Annotated in this window: 15 protein-coding genes and 2 tRNA genes; 5 read left to right on the top strand and 12 right to left on the bottom strand. The window is 41.8% G+C overall.

What is annotated here, in order from left to right; genetic code table 11:
- The first annotated feature begins 81 nt into the window (after nucleotides 1-81).
- The 4 genes from FW759_RS09835 to FW759_RS09850 all read left to right on the top strand — a co-directional run bounded on the left by FW759_RS09835 (nucleotide 82) and on the right by FW759_RS09850 (nucleotide 4,148).
- A complete protein-coding gene (locus FW759_RS09835) occupies nucleotides 82-1,413 on the top strand; it encodes an efflux RND transporter periplasmic adaptor subunit (protein ID WP_446442875.1) in 1,332 nt (443 codons plus the stop codon).
- Between the two features lie 100 nt (nucleotides 1,414-1,513).
- Nucleotides 1,514-3,511 (top strand): MacB family efflux pump subunit, encoded by a 1,998-nt coding sequence (locus tag FW759_RS09840; protein ID WP_443504732.1) that lies wholly within the window; start codon nucleotides 1,514-1,516, stop codon nucleotides 3,509-3,511.
- Nucleotides 3,512-3,835: 324 nt separating this feature from the next.
- A tRNA-Lys gene (locus tag FW759_RS09845) sits at nucleotides 3,836-3,911 on the top strand.
- Nucleotides 3,912-4,072: 161 nt separating this feature from the next.
- Nucleotides 4,073-4,148 (top strand) — tRNA-Lys (locus FW759_RS09850).
- 55 nt (nucleotides 4,149-4,203) lie between these two features.
- Here the strand turns inward: FW759_RS09850 and FW759_RS09855 are convergent.
- Nucleotides 4,204-4,992 (bottom strand): MBL fold metallo-hydrolase, encoded by a 789-nt coding sequence (locus FW759_RS09855; RefSeq protein ID WP_446442876.1) that lies wholly within the window; start codon nucleotides 4,990-4,992, stop codon nucleotides 4,204-4,206.
- 286 nt (nucleotides 4,993-5,278) lie between these two features.
- Complete coding sequence (locus FW759_RS09860) at nucleotides 5,279-7,366, bottom strand: catalase (protein ID WP_353671041.1); 2,088 nt, start codon at nucleotides 7,364-7,366, stop codon at nucleotides 5,279-5,281.
- Nucleotides 7,367-7,795: 429 nt separating this feature from the next.
- On the opposite strand from FW759_RS09860, the gene FW759_RS09865 reads away from it, so the two are divergent.
- Nucleotides 7,796-8,587, top strand: coding sequence for a dienelactone hydrolase family protein (locus FW759_RS09865; protein ID WP_446442877.1), 792 nt, complete (start codon nucleotides 7,796-7,798; stop codon nucleotides 8,585-8,587).
- Between the two features lie 151 nt (nucleotides 8,588-8,738).
- Here the strand turns inward: FW759_RS09865 and FW759_RS09870 are convergent, their stop codons facing one another.
- The 10 genes from FW759_RS09870 to FW759_RS09915 all read right to left on the bottom strand — a co-directional run bounded on the left by FW759_RS09870 (nucleotide 8,739) and on the right by FW759_RS09915 (nucleotide 14,095).
- Nucleotides 8,739-9,383 (bottom strand): DUF938 domain-containing protein, encoded by a 645-nt coding sequence (locus FW759_RS09870; protein WP_446442878.1) that lies wholly within the window; start codon nucleotides 9,381-9,383, stop codon nucleotides 8,739-8,741.
- 57 nt (nucleotides 9,384-9,440) lie between these two features.
- A complete protein-coding gene (locus FW759_RS09875) occupies nucleotides 9,441-9,905 on the bottom strand; it encodes a flavodoxin family protein (protein WP_446442879.1) in 465 nt (154 codons plus the stop codon).
- 9 nt (nucleotides 9,906-9,914) lie between these two features.
- Entirely contained in the window at nucleotides 9,915-10,331 is a 417-nt protein-coding gene (locus tag FW759_RS09880; protein ID WP_446442880.1) for an OsmC family protein, read from the bottom strand.
- Between the two features lie 82 nt (nucleotides 10,332-10,413).
- Nucleotides 10,414-11,589, bottom strand: a complete 1,176-nt coding sequence (locus tag FW759_RS09885; protein WP_446442881.1) for a Shedu immune nuclease family protein — start codon at nucleotides 11,587-11,589, stop codon at nucleotides 10,414-10,416.
- A gap of 218 nt (nucleotides 11,590-11,807) precedes the next feature.
- A complete protein-coding gene (locus FW759_RS09890; protein ID WP_446442889.1) occupies nucleotides 11,808-11,954 on the bottom strand; it encodes an SDR family oxidoreductase in 147 nt (48 codons plus the stop codon).
- Nucleotides 11,951-12,115, bottom strand: a complete 165-nt coding sequence (locus FW759_RS09895; RefSeq protein ID WP_446442882.1) for an SDR family NAD(P)-dependent oxidoreductase — start codon at nucleotides 12,113-12,115, stop codon at nucleotides 11,951-11,953. The genes FW759_RS09890 and FW759_RS09895 overlap by 4 nt, the downstream gene beginning before the upstream one ends.
- A gap of 92 nt (nucleotides 12,116-12,207) precedes the next feature.
- Nucleotides 12,208-12,552 (bottom strand): lactoylglutathione lyase, encoded by a 345-nt coding sequence (locus tag FW759_RS09900; RefSeq protein ID WP_131397292.1) that lies wholly within the window; start codon nucleotides 12,550-12,552, stop codon nucleotides 12,208-12,210.
- An 86-nt stretch (nucleotides 12,553-12,638) separates the two neighbouring features.
- Nucleotides 12,639-13,172 carry an AAA family ATPase gene (locus FW759_RS09905; RefSeq protein ID WP_446442883.1) on the bottom strand — a complete coding sequence of 178 codons (534 nt, stop codon included), beginning with the start codon at nucleotides 13,170-13,172 and terminating at the stop codon, nucleotides 12,639-12,641.
- A 106-nt stretch (nucleotides 13,173-13,278) separates the two neighbouring features.
- Complete coding sequence (locus FW759_RS09910) at nucleotides 13,279-13,668, bottom strand: DoxX-like family protein (RefSeq protein ID WP_443531500.1); 390 nt, start codon at nucleotides 13,666-13,668, stop codon at nucleotides 13,279-13,281.
- Complete coding sequence (locus FW759_RS09915) at nucleotides 13,655-14,095, bottom strand: thiol-disulfide oxidoreductase DCC family protein (protein ID WP_446442884.1); 441 nt, start codon at nucleotides 14,093-14,095, stop codon at nucleotides 13,655-13,657. The genes FW759_RS09910 and FW759_RS09915 overlap by 14 nt, the downstream gene beginning before the upstream one ends.
- Nucleotides 14,096-14,397 lie beyond the last annotated feature (302 nt).

Here is a 14,397-nt window from a genome sequence, read left to right on the forward strand (position 1 = left end):
CTTAAACTAATTCCCATTCCCTTTTGCTGATGAAGCCTCTACTATAGCTACATTTGATTTAATTGTGATTGGACTGTTGTTATGCGCAAAATGAGCAAAAAATCTGCTATTAAATGGGGGGTTATCGCCTTAGTTGTCATAGCACTCGCGGCCTTGGCTTATCATTTCTTAAAACCAAAAGAAACCACGCCTAATTATTTAACAGCGACGGCTGAGATTGGTGACATTGAAAACAATGTCATGGCGTCTGGTAAAGTCAAAGCCCTGAACACGGTTGATGTTGGTGCTCAGGTTTCAGGTGAAGTAAAACGCCTTTATGTTGACGTTGGTGATGAGGTACAGCAAGGCGATTTGATTGCCCAAATCGATCAAGTCACGCAAAAGAACAATCTAAGTAACGAGCAAGCCAGTCTTGAACAAAGTGTGGCCGCGATACAAAGCGCTAAAGCCGAATCTTTGAGCAGACAAGCCAGCCTAAAAAGTGCTTATGCCGATCTTGCCAGCCGTCAGTCTGAGCTCAAGCAAGCGCAGTCAGATTTTACCCGTTTAAAATCGTTGGTCGCCATTAACGCGATTTCTCAGCAAGAGTATGACACTCAAGCAACCAGCGTAGAGACAGCTAAGGCTGCGGTAGCCAATGCCCTTGCTGCCATCGACACTGCCAAAGCTGCGATTGCAACGACTGAGGCCAATATCAACAGCCAAGAAGCGGCATTGCGCAAATCACAGACCAACGTTAATACGGCTGAAGAAGATCTTAGCTATACCACAATCCGTGCGCCTATGTCAGGAACCGTCGTATCGATTACCACAGAGCAAGGCACGACCGTCAACGCCAACCAAACTGCACCGACTATCGTGACATTAGCTGATTTGTCTACAGTGCGAATCAATGCTCAAATATCAGAAGCTGACGTCATCAACGTCAATGCCGGTATGCCTGTTTATTTTAATATCATTGGTAATCCGGATCAAAAATTCGACTCTGTCCTAAAGGCTGTCGAACCTGCTCCTGAAGTCATCAGTGACACCAGTTCAACCGACTCTGCTATTTATTATGTTGGTTATATCGAAGTGCCAAATACTGAACGACGTTTTCGTATTGATATGACAGCACAGGTTTATATTGTCATCGATCAAGCAAAAGACGCCCTTCTTATACCAGCAGCTGCCCTACAACCTATCAGTAAAACCACTAAATCTCGTGACGCTAATACAGATCCAAACGCAAAAACGGCGATGGTACGCGTGCTCAAAGCCGATGGTCAAGTAGTCGAGCAAACCGTAACAACAGGTATTAACAACCGCGTCAGCGTACAGATTTTAAGCGGTTTAAATCAAGGTGATGAAGTGATACTGGGCGAAGAAGGACAAAAAAAGGAACAAGGCGGTAGAGGCATGAGAGGGTTTTAATACTTAGACAAGCATTTGGTACCAATCTTCATCGCCAAGCATTTTATTGCTTTCGATAAGAGCAATTATATAAGCAGCATTGATATAGGCAGCATCGCAAATGAATACCAGAGAGTCCAGCCCTACTACCGCAGCAGATACCCCATTGATGCAGGTCAAAGGATTAATCAGAGAGTTCAAAGCTGGTGAACAAACCATTCGTGTGCTCCATGATATCGATCTGACCATCAATCAAGGTGAAATGGTTGCTATCATCGGTCAGTCGGGTTCAGGTAAGTCAACCCTGATGAATATCCTAGGCTGCTTAGATCAAGCGACTGCTGGTGAATATAAAATTTATGGTCAATCAGTCAGTCGCTTAGACGCTGATGAGTTGGCTAAGCTACGCCGCGAGCATTTTGGTTTTATTTTTCAGCGTTATCATTTGCTTGGCGATATCAGTGCTCGAGACAACGTATCTGTCCCTGCGGTATATGCTGGTATGGATGGACAAGCCCGTAGCGAGCGCGCTGAAAAATTATTAGCAGATTTGGGTTTGGGCGCAAAAGTGAATAACCGCCCCAACCAGCTCTCAGGTGGGCAGCAGCAACGTGTGTCGATCGCACGGGCGCTCATGAATGGCGGCGATATCATCTTAGCCGATGAGCCTACAGGCGCGCTTGACAGCAAGTCTGGCGAAGATGTGATGAAAATCTTATATGACCTAAACGCTCAAGGTCATACCATCATCATGGTGACTCATGACCCAGGCCTCGCTGCACAAGCTGAGCGTGTGATTGAGCTAAAAGATGGTTACGTGATTGCGGACTATAAAAACGAGCACTATAAGTCAACGACCACTCAACCCGCGCCTATCTTAGACAATAACCGTAAGAGCGTTTTTAGCAGCTTTATCGATCGGCTGCTCGAAGCATTCAAAATGTCGCTGTTGGCCATGCGTGCCCATAAAATGCGTACCTTACTCACCATGCTAGGTATTATTATTGGTATTGCTTCAGTGGTCTCTGTCGTAGGCTTAGGTAAAGGCTCACAAGAACAAATCCTGACCAATATCAGCTCGCTTGGTACCAATACGATCACTGTCCGTGATGGGTATCCTTATGGTGACCCAAGGCGACAATACAACGATGAGAATTTGACCCCGCAAGATGCTCAGGCCGTCGAAGATCAGCCTTACGTCATTAGTGTCAGCCCTCAGCTTGACGCCAATATGAACGTACGCTATCGCAACATACAGGAAGCTGCCAGCATCAGCGGTGTTGGACAAGATTATCTGAGCGTTAGTGGTGAGACATTGGCGCAAGGTCAGGGTTTTGATGATCAAAGTATTTTACGTCGCACGCAAGACATCATTATTGATAATAATGCCAAAAATACTTTTTTCCCCAATGATGCGGATCCTATTGGTGAAGTGGTATTGATTGGTAGCGTACCAGGACGAGTGATTGGTGTGCTTGAACCCAACAACAGCGGTTTTGGTGGCGAGGTCGACACACCGACATTGTATATGCCTTATACCACCATGATGTCACGTATCAAAGGTAGCGATAATATTGAAAGTTTCGTCGCGCTCATCGATGACAAGATATCTTCTTCGGCCGCTGAGTCTGCCATCTATCAGTTGATGGAAAGTCGCCACGGTACGGATGATTTTCGCATACGTAATTCAGACTCTATTCGCCAAACCATTGAGTCTACCACGACAGCCATGACTCTCTTGATATCCTCCATCGCCATTATCTCGTTAGTGGTCGGCGGTATCGGTGTCATGAATATCATGCTGGTATCAGTGACCGAGCGTACCAATGAGATTGGTGTACGTATGGCCGTTGGCGCACGCCAAAGCGATATCATGCAGCAATTTCTGATCGAAGCCGTTTTGGTCTGTGTCTTAGGAGGACTGATTGGTATTGGAATGGCCTTTGCTATTGGCGAATTGATCAACCGTGTGGGTGGCGATAGTTTCAAAGTGATTTATTCAATGACCTCCATCATTGCGGCTTTTGTTTGCTCAACGCTCATTGGCGTGGTTTTTGGCTTCTTACCAGCACGTAATGCGGCAAAATTAGATCCTGTTGAAGCATTATCCAGAGATTAATGGTTAATCAAGAGCGTACTTTTTCTCAAAATGGCAATCAGAACAGGCATTTTTATAAGTATTCCAGAAAAATAGCCCTTTTTACGCAAGAATTGCACTTTTTTTACGATGTGGGGTTGTAATTGTCAGAATTATATATATAATGTGCTCTCACGTTTAGGGATACAAACTCTCAAAACGGTGAAAGAAACTTAATGCCTCTTTTATTATTGACAGCTCAATACATAAAGAATTAAGTTTTGAGACATTTTTTAGATGTCTTGTTTTAATAAATTTGCCTCTAAGGAAATTTATCTTGCGAAGCTAAATTTTTAATGCTTCTCAGGGCCGATAGCTCAGTTGGTAGAGCAGTTGACTTTTAATCAATTGGTCCCGCGTTCGAGTCGCGGTCGGCCCACCATATTTAGTTTGATACTTATTAATTGTTCTGCCCTATCCGGTAGTTGATTAACGAGTTTAAGTTTAAAAGATATCGCTAAGATATCCAGTTTTAATAAATTTGCCTATAAGGAAATTTATCTTGCGAAGCTAAAATTGTTATACAGTTTTTAATGCTTCTCAGGGCCGATAGCTCAGTTGGTAGAGCAGTTGACTTTTAATCAATTGGTCCCGCGTTCGAGTCGCGGTCGGCCCACCATATTTAGAGAGCCCTATGACTATATCGTCATGGGGCTTTTTTTTGACTTCATTTTTTATTGCCTGCGATTTTGTTTAAAAATATGACGGTCTCTATCTCTTCGCCATAGTAGTTTGTGCTTGATCGTGTCTTTGATCGTACGAGGATGTTTGGGCGCGCCAGCAATAAGCTCATCAAAAGTATCCTCATCTATCGCCATCTCACACCCATGTGCCATCATCACCATGGAAGGTTTTAAATCTCTGACTCTGGTCAATGACTGAATATAGACTTTAGGATCATAAATAGGAAACGGTGCCACAAATTTGTGACGCAGCTTAATAATCAAATCAGCGGTATATATTTGCCGACTTGGCATATGGAACAAAGACAAATCCCTATCTGTGTGCCCTGGCGTCTCTAGTACTTGCCATTCCTCAAACCTTGGCACGCAATCTTCATCTGTCACAGTGATGTCTGGTTTTAGGCTTGCTGGGTAATATAAGTTTTTAAATGAGCGCCCTTGACGCTTAGCCACATAATACGCAAGATTTATATCTATAAAGTACATGGCACGTCCACCAATGCCGCCATACCACTGATGCTTTTTGTTAGAGGAAACAATGAGGCAACCCGTTTTTTCTCGGTACTTATTTGCCCCACCAGCATGATCAGGATGCATGTGTGTGACGACGACGACTTTTAAATCCGTGATCGGTCGTTTCAATGTCAATTTAATATAATCGAGAACCATTGGCACATCAGCACGGCAGCCACCGTCCAGCAGCATTATCTTGTCTGGATATATCGCAAGGTAGGTACTTTGAATATATCCTTCTAAACGTACAATCTTGCATAAACTCATTGCTATCCCTCACCTCCTTTATAATTATCATTATGAGGTTTTATTCAGTTTTATAGACGATCTTTAGTATAACGTCCGTCAACTCAAAAAAAATGACTTTGAGTGAACGCTTGTGACTATAGATATCCATCAGTAAAAGAGACGACCGTAAATAAAAACTTATAAAAACTAAACCTTCCATCTAATAACGGATTGATCTCTGCTCGTATAAAAGCAAAAACCCAGCACATAGGCTGGGTTTTTATATCAAAAGTGTGTTTTATATATTCAAAGATTATGCCTTCAATTATGCAAGGTCACGTACCTTTGGCTCACGCTCCCACAAGCGAGTTTTAGCATTTTCGATAAAACCGTCAACATCGTCAAGCGGCGTTACAAACGCATCTTTTTCGATAGGTAGTTTGCTCAAAATGTGCTCTTCAGTCGCAGGGCAGTATGCAATCGCTTTGCAATGCGCATAAGCATCATTAAACCAGTCTAGTGCTGCACTGTCTTTAGCCAGCTTTTTAGCAGGTGGATGCATGATGATACTTACTATCGCATCAAAGATGACTGACGGCGCGCCAGCCAAACGCTCATCCGTTTGAATGCGCGTACCGTTATCTAACGTCACTTCCTTATTAGGAGCAACGATTTTGACATTAGCACCAGCTGCACGGGCGGCTTTTTCAAACTTCTCAACTTCGCTATGGCTAGAACCTTCAGCAACTAAAATACCGACCAAACGACCTTCCAAACTCTTAGGCGTGATACCAATGGTTTGAACGGCTTTAGACGTCTCTAAATCTTGTACAGGAGCGGCGGCATCAGCAGGCTCTGGAAGCTCCATACCAAGTGCTGTGGCCACACGATTGGCCAAATCTTCATCGATATGACGTAGATGGCTCAGCGTACGGGTGCGTACATGCGCAGTATCCACTTTACCTAGCTCAAACGCATATGCAGAAGCAATATGAGCCTGCCCTGTCGCCGTCTGGCTGCGATAGAACATACGTGGCTGGCTATAGTGATCAGCAAAGCTTTCTGCTCTGATACGACCTTTTACGCCATCATCCAAGCGCTCTTGGAATGATGCAAATCCGCGCTTGGCACTTTCACGAGGTCGTGTTGGATCAAGACTTTGTGGCTCATACATCACGCGCGTTTTAGGTACTTGCATTTGCATATGACCATCTTGCTGATTGTTCGCAAATGGGCATTTTGGTGCATTAATTGGGATTTGGGCGAAGTTTGGTGAGCCCAAACGTGATAACTGCGTGTCTAAATAGCTGAACAAACGCCCTTGTAGTAAAGGATCGTTACTATAATCGATACCAGGTACAACGTGCGATGGACAGAATGCCACTTGCTCAGTTTCTGCAAAGAAATTATCTACATTGCGGTTCAAGACCATTTTACCGATGATTTTTACGGGTACTAGTTCTTCTGGAATAAGCTTAGTTGCATCTAGATGATCAAACGGGAAGTTATCCGCTTCTTCTTCCGTAAACAGCTGTACGCCAAATTCCCATTCAGGATACATCTCGTTATCAATGGACTCAAACAAGTCGCGGCGATGGTAATCAGGATCCGCGCCCGAGATTTTTACTGCTTCATCCCATGTGGTTGATTGTACACCCAGTACTGGTTTCCAATGGAAACGGACGAACGTGCTCTTACCGTCTTTATCAATCAAACGATAGCTGTGAATACCAAAACCTTCCATCATGCGTAGGCTACGTGGCAGACCACGATCACTCATGAGCCAAATCAGGTTGTGCATGGTTTCAGGGCTTAAAGACACAAAATCCCAAAATGTATCGTGTGCTGAAGCCGCTTGCGGAAATCCGCGATCTGGCTCAGGCTTAACCGCATGAATCAAATCTGGAAATTTAATCGCATCTTGAATAAAGAAGATTGGCATGTTATTACCAACGATGTCCCAGTTACCTTCTTCGGTATATACTTTGACAGAAAATCCACGTACATCGCGTGGTGTATCTTTTGAGCCTTTATTACCCGCAACGGTCGAGAAGCGCGTAAAAAGTGGCGTCTGTTTACCAGTTTCAGTCAAAATTTTGGCTGTCGTATACGCTTCTAACGATTCGGTCAGCTCAAAATAACCATGCGCCGCACTACCACGAGCATGGACAATACGCTCAGGGATACGCTCATGGTCAAAATGATTAATTTTTTCGCGTAACACAAAATCTTCTAACAATGTAGGTCCACGTGAACCTGCTTTTAGAGAGTTTTGATTGTCAGAGATAGGCACGCCTTGCTGCGTTGTTAATACTTTGGTGTCATCGCCTGCGCGCTGATGGGTTTCACCACCGTTACCACGTTCAGAATTCATGTCTTTGGCTGGGTCGGTATGATCGATATTATTATTCATAAAACATCCTAGCTAATGAGTAAAATAGTCTTTTTTAGACCATTAAAAGTGTGCTTACACAGGTTTAGTATCCTTTGAGATAATGCTGACTTCATCTGTCGATTATTTATCTGTGTGTTTGTATAACCGATTATCAAATAATATAAAGAAATAAAAAATATAAAGGAATAAAAGGCATACGGCTTATCTTACCCAAAAACTAAGTTGTGTATATGGTGAACCTTGTTGATGTTTGGTTAAAGTATGCGTTCAGAAAGTCCTATAAACTCCATATTTAATACGAGCAGTAACGTTAACAATCCAATCTTGTAATGTAGTTATTCTTTAAGGTATGCTTTTATGACGTTCCAAAATTATCGATAAATGATAGTGGCATGGTGTTTAGCCATCTCTTTATCGCCTTCTCATACAACTATAAGGCTATCTACTATGCGACCAACATCAAATATCTTATCCAAAAAACCTTATCGCTCATTGCTAGTAGGTGCATCAATGTGCGTCATGGCATTGACATTTAGTCAGACGGCAGCTGCCATCACGACCAAGAACGTTACTTATACCGTCGATGACCAAGCCTATGAAGGATATTACGCCAAAGCCGACAAGCCCAATGCCCCTTTTATTTTACTGATTCATGATTGGGACGGCCTCACAGACTATGAGCGTAAGCGCGCTGATATGTTAGCGAATGAGGGCTATAACGTCCTCGCCGCAGATATGTTTGGGCAAGGCATTCGCCCTACGTCCGTTGAAGAAAATAAGCGCCTAACGGGTGCCCTATATGATGATCGCAGTAAAATGCGCCGCATACTAGAAGGTGCGTTGAATGCGGGTCGCTTGCAAGGAAATGATGTGCGTGAAGGCGTAACCATGGGATACTGTTTTGGGGGCACGGTTGCTTTAGAACTGGCACGTTCAGGCTTTCCGCAAAAAGCCTTCGTGCCTTTCCACGGCGCTTTTGATATCCCAACGGGACAGAACTATGATAAAACCACAGGAGAAATCTTAGTATTCCACGGCTCTGCCGATGAGTCCGTTTCGCTAGAGAGTTTTGCTACTTTGGGCAAAACGTTAGAAGCGGCCAAAGTACCTCATGAGATGGTAACTTACAGCGGCGCCCCACATGCCTTTAGCGTGTTTGGAAGTGATCGTTACGATGCGCGTGCTGATGAACGTTCTTGGAAACGTTATTTAGATTTTTTAGCCAACGAATATAAATAGCGCAAATCATCTATACGAAGACCTTATTCGTAAAACCATTGTAATTGTATTCAAAAGACTGTAGTTGTTGTATAAAAAACAGCATATATAAAAACCAAGATAGATTACATCATCCTATCTTGGTTTTTGTTTTTTAGAAGCGTGAATGGCTTCAATCTGCTTTGGTAAAGACCAATATCTGATTATTGGCAGGCAATGCATAAGTATTGCTTAGCTTCAGATCATGCTGACTTGCTAAAGCTACAATATCTTCTTTATGACGAATACCGCTTTTTGGATCGCGCTGACGCAGGCTTATATCAAATTGCTGATTGCTGGCGCTCGTATAATGACCATTTTCGTTAAAGGGGCCATAGACAATGAGTTTGCCACCCAAAGGCAAGGTATCACCTGCCAATGCAAATAAGCGCTCTACCAATAGCCACGCAATGATATGCAAAGTGTTAGCCGTAAAGAAGGCATCATATGGTGCGTTATTATTTGTATTGATAGGTACTGAATCACGAGACAGATCAAACGCCAATGGCGCATATAAATTGTTCGCAGGATACGCGGCATGCCACGCATGAATGGCAGTATGATTGACTAGAACATCACTGGTCTGCCATGCTAGGTGCGCGAGTCTTGGGGCAAAATACACGCTATGCTGACCCGTTCCTGAACCGACTTCCAACACGTGAGCCGTTTCTACCAACTCTTTTTGTAAAACAGATAAGATAGGTTGTTTGTTGTTTTCACAAGCTTGAGAAAACGGTAACGCCTCAGAGGGCATAAAATCAGTATTGCTATATATCATCGTATTTTCACTTCTTATATGATAAGTAGCACCATATGGATAATAAGGCTAATGATGCTAATAAATCCCAGCTTCTAGTCCCGCCGCAAGTGTCATCGCTAGCGTCTCTACTTGTTCAGTAAAGTCGTCCTGCCACTCGCCTTGTAGTATTAGAGCCTCTTGTATCCATGACCAGCGCAAACCTGTCGTAATCGTCTTCATCGCACGTTTAGTACCCGTGCCATCCTGCCCTGCTCGAATATATAAGGCAAACGGCAATCCTTGCTTCTCCTCTAAAACAGGATAATAACAACGATCAAAAAAGTCTTTGGTCAATCCTGCCATATACGCAAGGTTCTCAGTCGTGCCCAGTAATAGCGCATCGGCAGCCAACACGTCTTCCGGCTGCGTATCTTGCGGCGACTTGATAATAACCTTGATGTCTATATCAGGATGGTTGGCACCCTTGTAAGCAGCTTGCGCTAACTTTTTAGTATTGGGCGATGGTGCATGCGCGACGATAAGTAAGGTTTTGGCAGCCATAGTCAGCCCTTAATCAAGCAGTTTTGCACATCTAAAAACGACATTTTGCGTGATATCAGGATGGATGCTGTTGGCGACTGGGCAAGTCAATGCGGTGTTATAAAAGATCGTTTGCGTTCTATCATCAAGCTCTCTGTTAAACGTCACGATGACATGTATTTCGCTCACGCGCCTTGGGTCGGCCGCCATGATTTTGGTCACTTCAGCCGTTGTTCCTGCGAGATCGATATCCATGTCACGGGCTTTGATACCGATAATGGTCAGCATACAACTGGCCAAACTGGTCGCTAGCAAATCAGTCGGTGAAAATGCCTCGCCTTTGCCTTGATTGTCCGTTGGCGCATCGGTGATGATTTCATTATTTGATTGCAAATGAATGGCGGTGGTGCGTAGATCGCCTTGGTAAGTTACTTTTGATGTGGTCATGGGAGTTCTCTTTAATGGTTGTTGTAGCACTAAGTTCATATGAAAAAATTTTACTTATATCAGAATTAGAGAAACAAATAAGTTATTCGCTTGCAACACCATGTTGATTTTGATTATGAAGCACAATGAATCTAGCACGTTCATATAACTCATCAAAAGTAATTATTTCTGGGCTTGATATATTTTTTCTAAAAAGCTCGAATGATCTAAGTTTATCTTTATTTATTCCATTTTCAGTCGAGAACTCTCCCATATTTCCAATCACGAGATAAGCTTTCGGCTGGTAATTATATATATCTTCACCTTTTGGATTACCTAACTTATCGTTTAGACTAACTCTGTCAGTGAGACTATCGACAGCGGAAGCTACCGTTCCTTGTACTTGAGCGATTGCACCTGCCAACTCTTTTGAAGGTGCCCAACAACCAGTTCTATATGGTGTAGAGTCAAGTAGTTGAGTTGTGTGCGTTTTTATTTCTACAAAGCAAAGGTTAGATATAATACCTTTTGTCTTCATAAGAGCATCAACACGCTTACCATGACTATTTACGTTATGACCTTGCACTACCTGTTCTAGTTTTTTGTCGTCTAGTCCTTCTAGGAAGATATAGCCAAGGCCATAGCCGAATATCCAAGAGTTCTTTTCAAAATAATACTGCCAAAGCCCTTCTTTAGTTGTTCCCTTTTTGTCTTTAATTTCTTCAAACCATTTTGAATCATTTAATAATTTTTCATACCACTCAAGTTGCTTCTTCCTAAACCCTACTGAGATAATATCTTCCTTAGTGACTTCCGAACGGAGTACTTCAATAAGTAGTTCCTGATTTTCTTGAACTATCTTCTTGGCTTGATTATCTGACAGTATAATTTTTTTTAACTCCTCATCTTTGATGTTCATTGGTGAGGAGCGATCTAAATTAACTGATTGTATATTTTGTATAAACTCAAGAAGCTTGCCAATTTCTTCATTCACAAAAGAAAAGCTCAGACTATGCGGATTATCAGTTCCAACAGTATATTTCTGTATACTTAGTACAAAAACATCTCTTGAATCTTCAATGAACTTCGCTGTTATATACGATTTTGCATTCTCTTTGTGGCGAAGTACGACTTCATCTTTAACCTTAACAAAGGTGTAAGCATCTGGCGATTCGATTAGTTTTGAAGCAATACGGACTTTTTTAGTAGGATCTCGAAAGGCATCTAGTTTTGGGCTTATATATGTTTTCCCAGCTTGAGGGTTTTTATAGTCATCCATTTCGAGCCCATTATAAATTTTTAACAATATTAAAAACTAATATAACAAGAAAAGCTATCTAACACACTTCATGAAAATCGAACAGGAACGACTTCTTAATAAACTCTCAATCAAATTAGGAACTTTCAAGTATACAAAGCCGACCATAACTTACTCTCAAATAGACCAAGCAAAAAACAATATGCATTTATCATGTGACCTTAAATCCTTTATTCCACCTACAACCCACCTGTGATATCTAAGAAATTCCCAGTCGAAAAGGAGGATTTATCTGACGCCAACCAATATATGGCTTCGGCAACCTCTTCAGGCTGCCCACCTCTTTGCAGTGGAATCACCTTCTGTAATCGCTCTACCCACTCTATCCACCATCAGCAGTGGTCATCTCAGCCAGTTTGTTGGCTGCTTCCGAATTAGATTTATAATTGATAGCGACCGCATAACCTTGCTTGGCAAACAGCTTCGCTGTGGCAGCACCAATGCCTCGACCGCCACCTATGATGAGTGCCACTCTTTGAATACTCATACATCTATCCTTGATATACACATCTAAAATAATACCTACAACGAGAGCTAGCTTGGAGCACTGCACAAAACCTATCTTCGCAGAACTTATTATTAACGATCAAACTCAGTAATATGCAGCAGCTCACCCGCGGGTCCCCACAAGTAAAATACCTTACCCCATGCCTCTTGCTGAATAGGCATGATTCTTGTCTTATGCTCGGAGCTTGAGCACACATCGAACGCTTCTTCGATATCTGAGACGCAGATTTGCAGCATAAAGTTATCTGCCAGTTCTTGATTATAGAACCGTTGCAGATATAAAGAACACGATCCACTTTGAAAGAGCGTTAAATCATCCGTTACGGACTCAGGCTTAAAACCAATTTCCGAATAAAACGATTTTGAGGTTTCATAGTCCTTACTTGGCACAAACACTTTTATATCAGTTACATTCATAATCATTTCCAAAAGTAGTTAAAGCGGTATTAAAATTTTTACTAATAGTAGCGCTAAATATGAAATGAACCCGACCCAGCTTGCTGCTATAGGTCTAACTCATCTATAAATTTCTTAGCCATTTTTGGACTTTTTAACCTAACAAACTTTATGTGACGATACTTAGGATCATTAAACATTTCTATATAACGAACGCGGTTGCGATTATATGTTTTCAACGTCCAAAGAATAACCGAATCGCGACTAAAGAATGACTTACGGAATGTCTCAATGTTGCCTGTATCATCCCAAAGCTCAGTTTTAGTTAATGAGCGAATAAATGCCCGTTTTACCGCTTGATAAATAGTACGAGAGAATGGGTAATCTATCCATATAACGTGATCGACGTCCGCCCATTTTATATCGACTGTTCTATGATAATTACCGTCAAGAACCCATGTATCTTGTGATAAATATTGCTGAAGCTTGGCAAAGAATTCTTCATCGTTAGATTCTTGCCAATTGGCTCTCCAAAACATCGCATCCATTTCAAGATACGGATAATCCAGTTTTTTCGCTAGCATACGGCTAAAAGTAGATTTCCCACTTCCACTCGTTCCGACCACATTAATTTTTTTCATAGCATTGTGCCTAAAATATCACCTAAACATATAATACTAAGCTAAATAAAATGCTATTCAATTTTTACGCATAAGGCATCAGAACGAACGACAAGTTATCTGTTATTTAGACCTTTTCACCTTTATAAGCAAACCATATTAAATAACAAAAACCCAGCCCCAGCATATTGGTTGTAACAGGGTTAAAGGCCTCAACTAAATACTCTGGGCTGACAAAACCTACAAAGAGTAGTAGCAGCAGTAAAACGACCACTGCCATATAAATTGTAATAATAGATTTTCGAAAAAATAGGATTGAGCCACCTAAGAGTACCTCACCAATACCAGATAATAGAGAAACTATATTGGCAGGAATATCGAGACCACTTAAAGAAACCAAATGGGTTTCAACTGGGCTTAACCATAGTATCTTTGGCACTAAGCCATGATAAATAAATAAGAAGCCGAGTGATAATCTGCTGATAAATGAGATATGAGTAAGCTTAGAGTTTTGCATTTAAAAAGCGCGTCTCATGTTCTGGCGATGGTAAAGTACAGTAGTCATATTTACCAAAAAGGCGGTAACGGTTTAGGGCAACACGGTCATACATCCAATCACGTACTGGTCTTGGAATAATGCTAAAGATACAAGCCGTTTTCCATGGATAACCCAGCTTTGCCATTATTTGAAAAAAAGCGTCACTTTTTTGGAAAGCCTGACCACCTTCTACATAGAGCATCGTCTCATAAGAATCGGTAGGTAGGCCAAAATGAAGCAGTATTGCTTGACCCTCTTCTGACTGTACGCTGCACAATTTAAAGAGACGGTATTTATCATGTTTGATGATAAAGTTACTCCATGCGTTGCACAACTTGCAAACACCATCGAAAAGAATGACTTTATCTGAAGCGCTGATATAAGGAGGGAGTTTATCTATATTCATGGTTTGGCTCTTTGAAATGATAATATATCATTAATCAAAGTTAGCACTAATCTCCCAGAGCAACAATATAAATATAAGCTTTGAATCAACTTTATTCAATTAATAACTGAATATCTGAAAGACTGATAATAAACAAAGCATAAGATAAAGACATGCTGAATATCAGCATAATGAAAGCAACCATATGAAATATGAATAGTAAGTAGAACGAATATAATTGGCAGCAAGTGTAAAATAGAGAGTTATTAGAATTGCAGTCAAAGAAAAGCCCCTTGATACTAACGTATCAAGGGGCTAGTCAG

Source organism: Psychrobacter sp. 1176_08 (assembly GCF_052850615.1).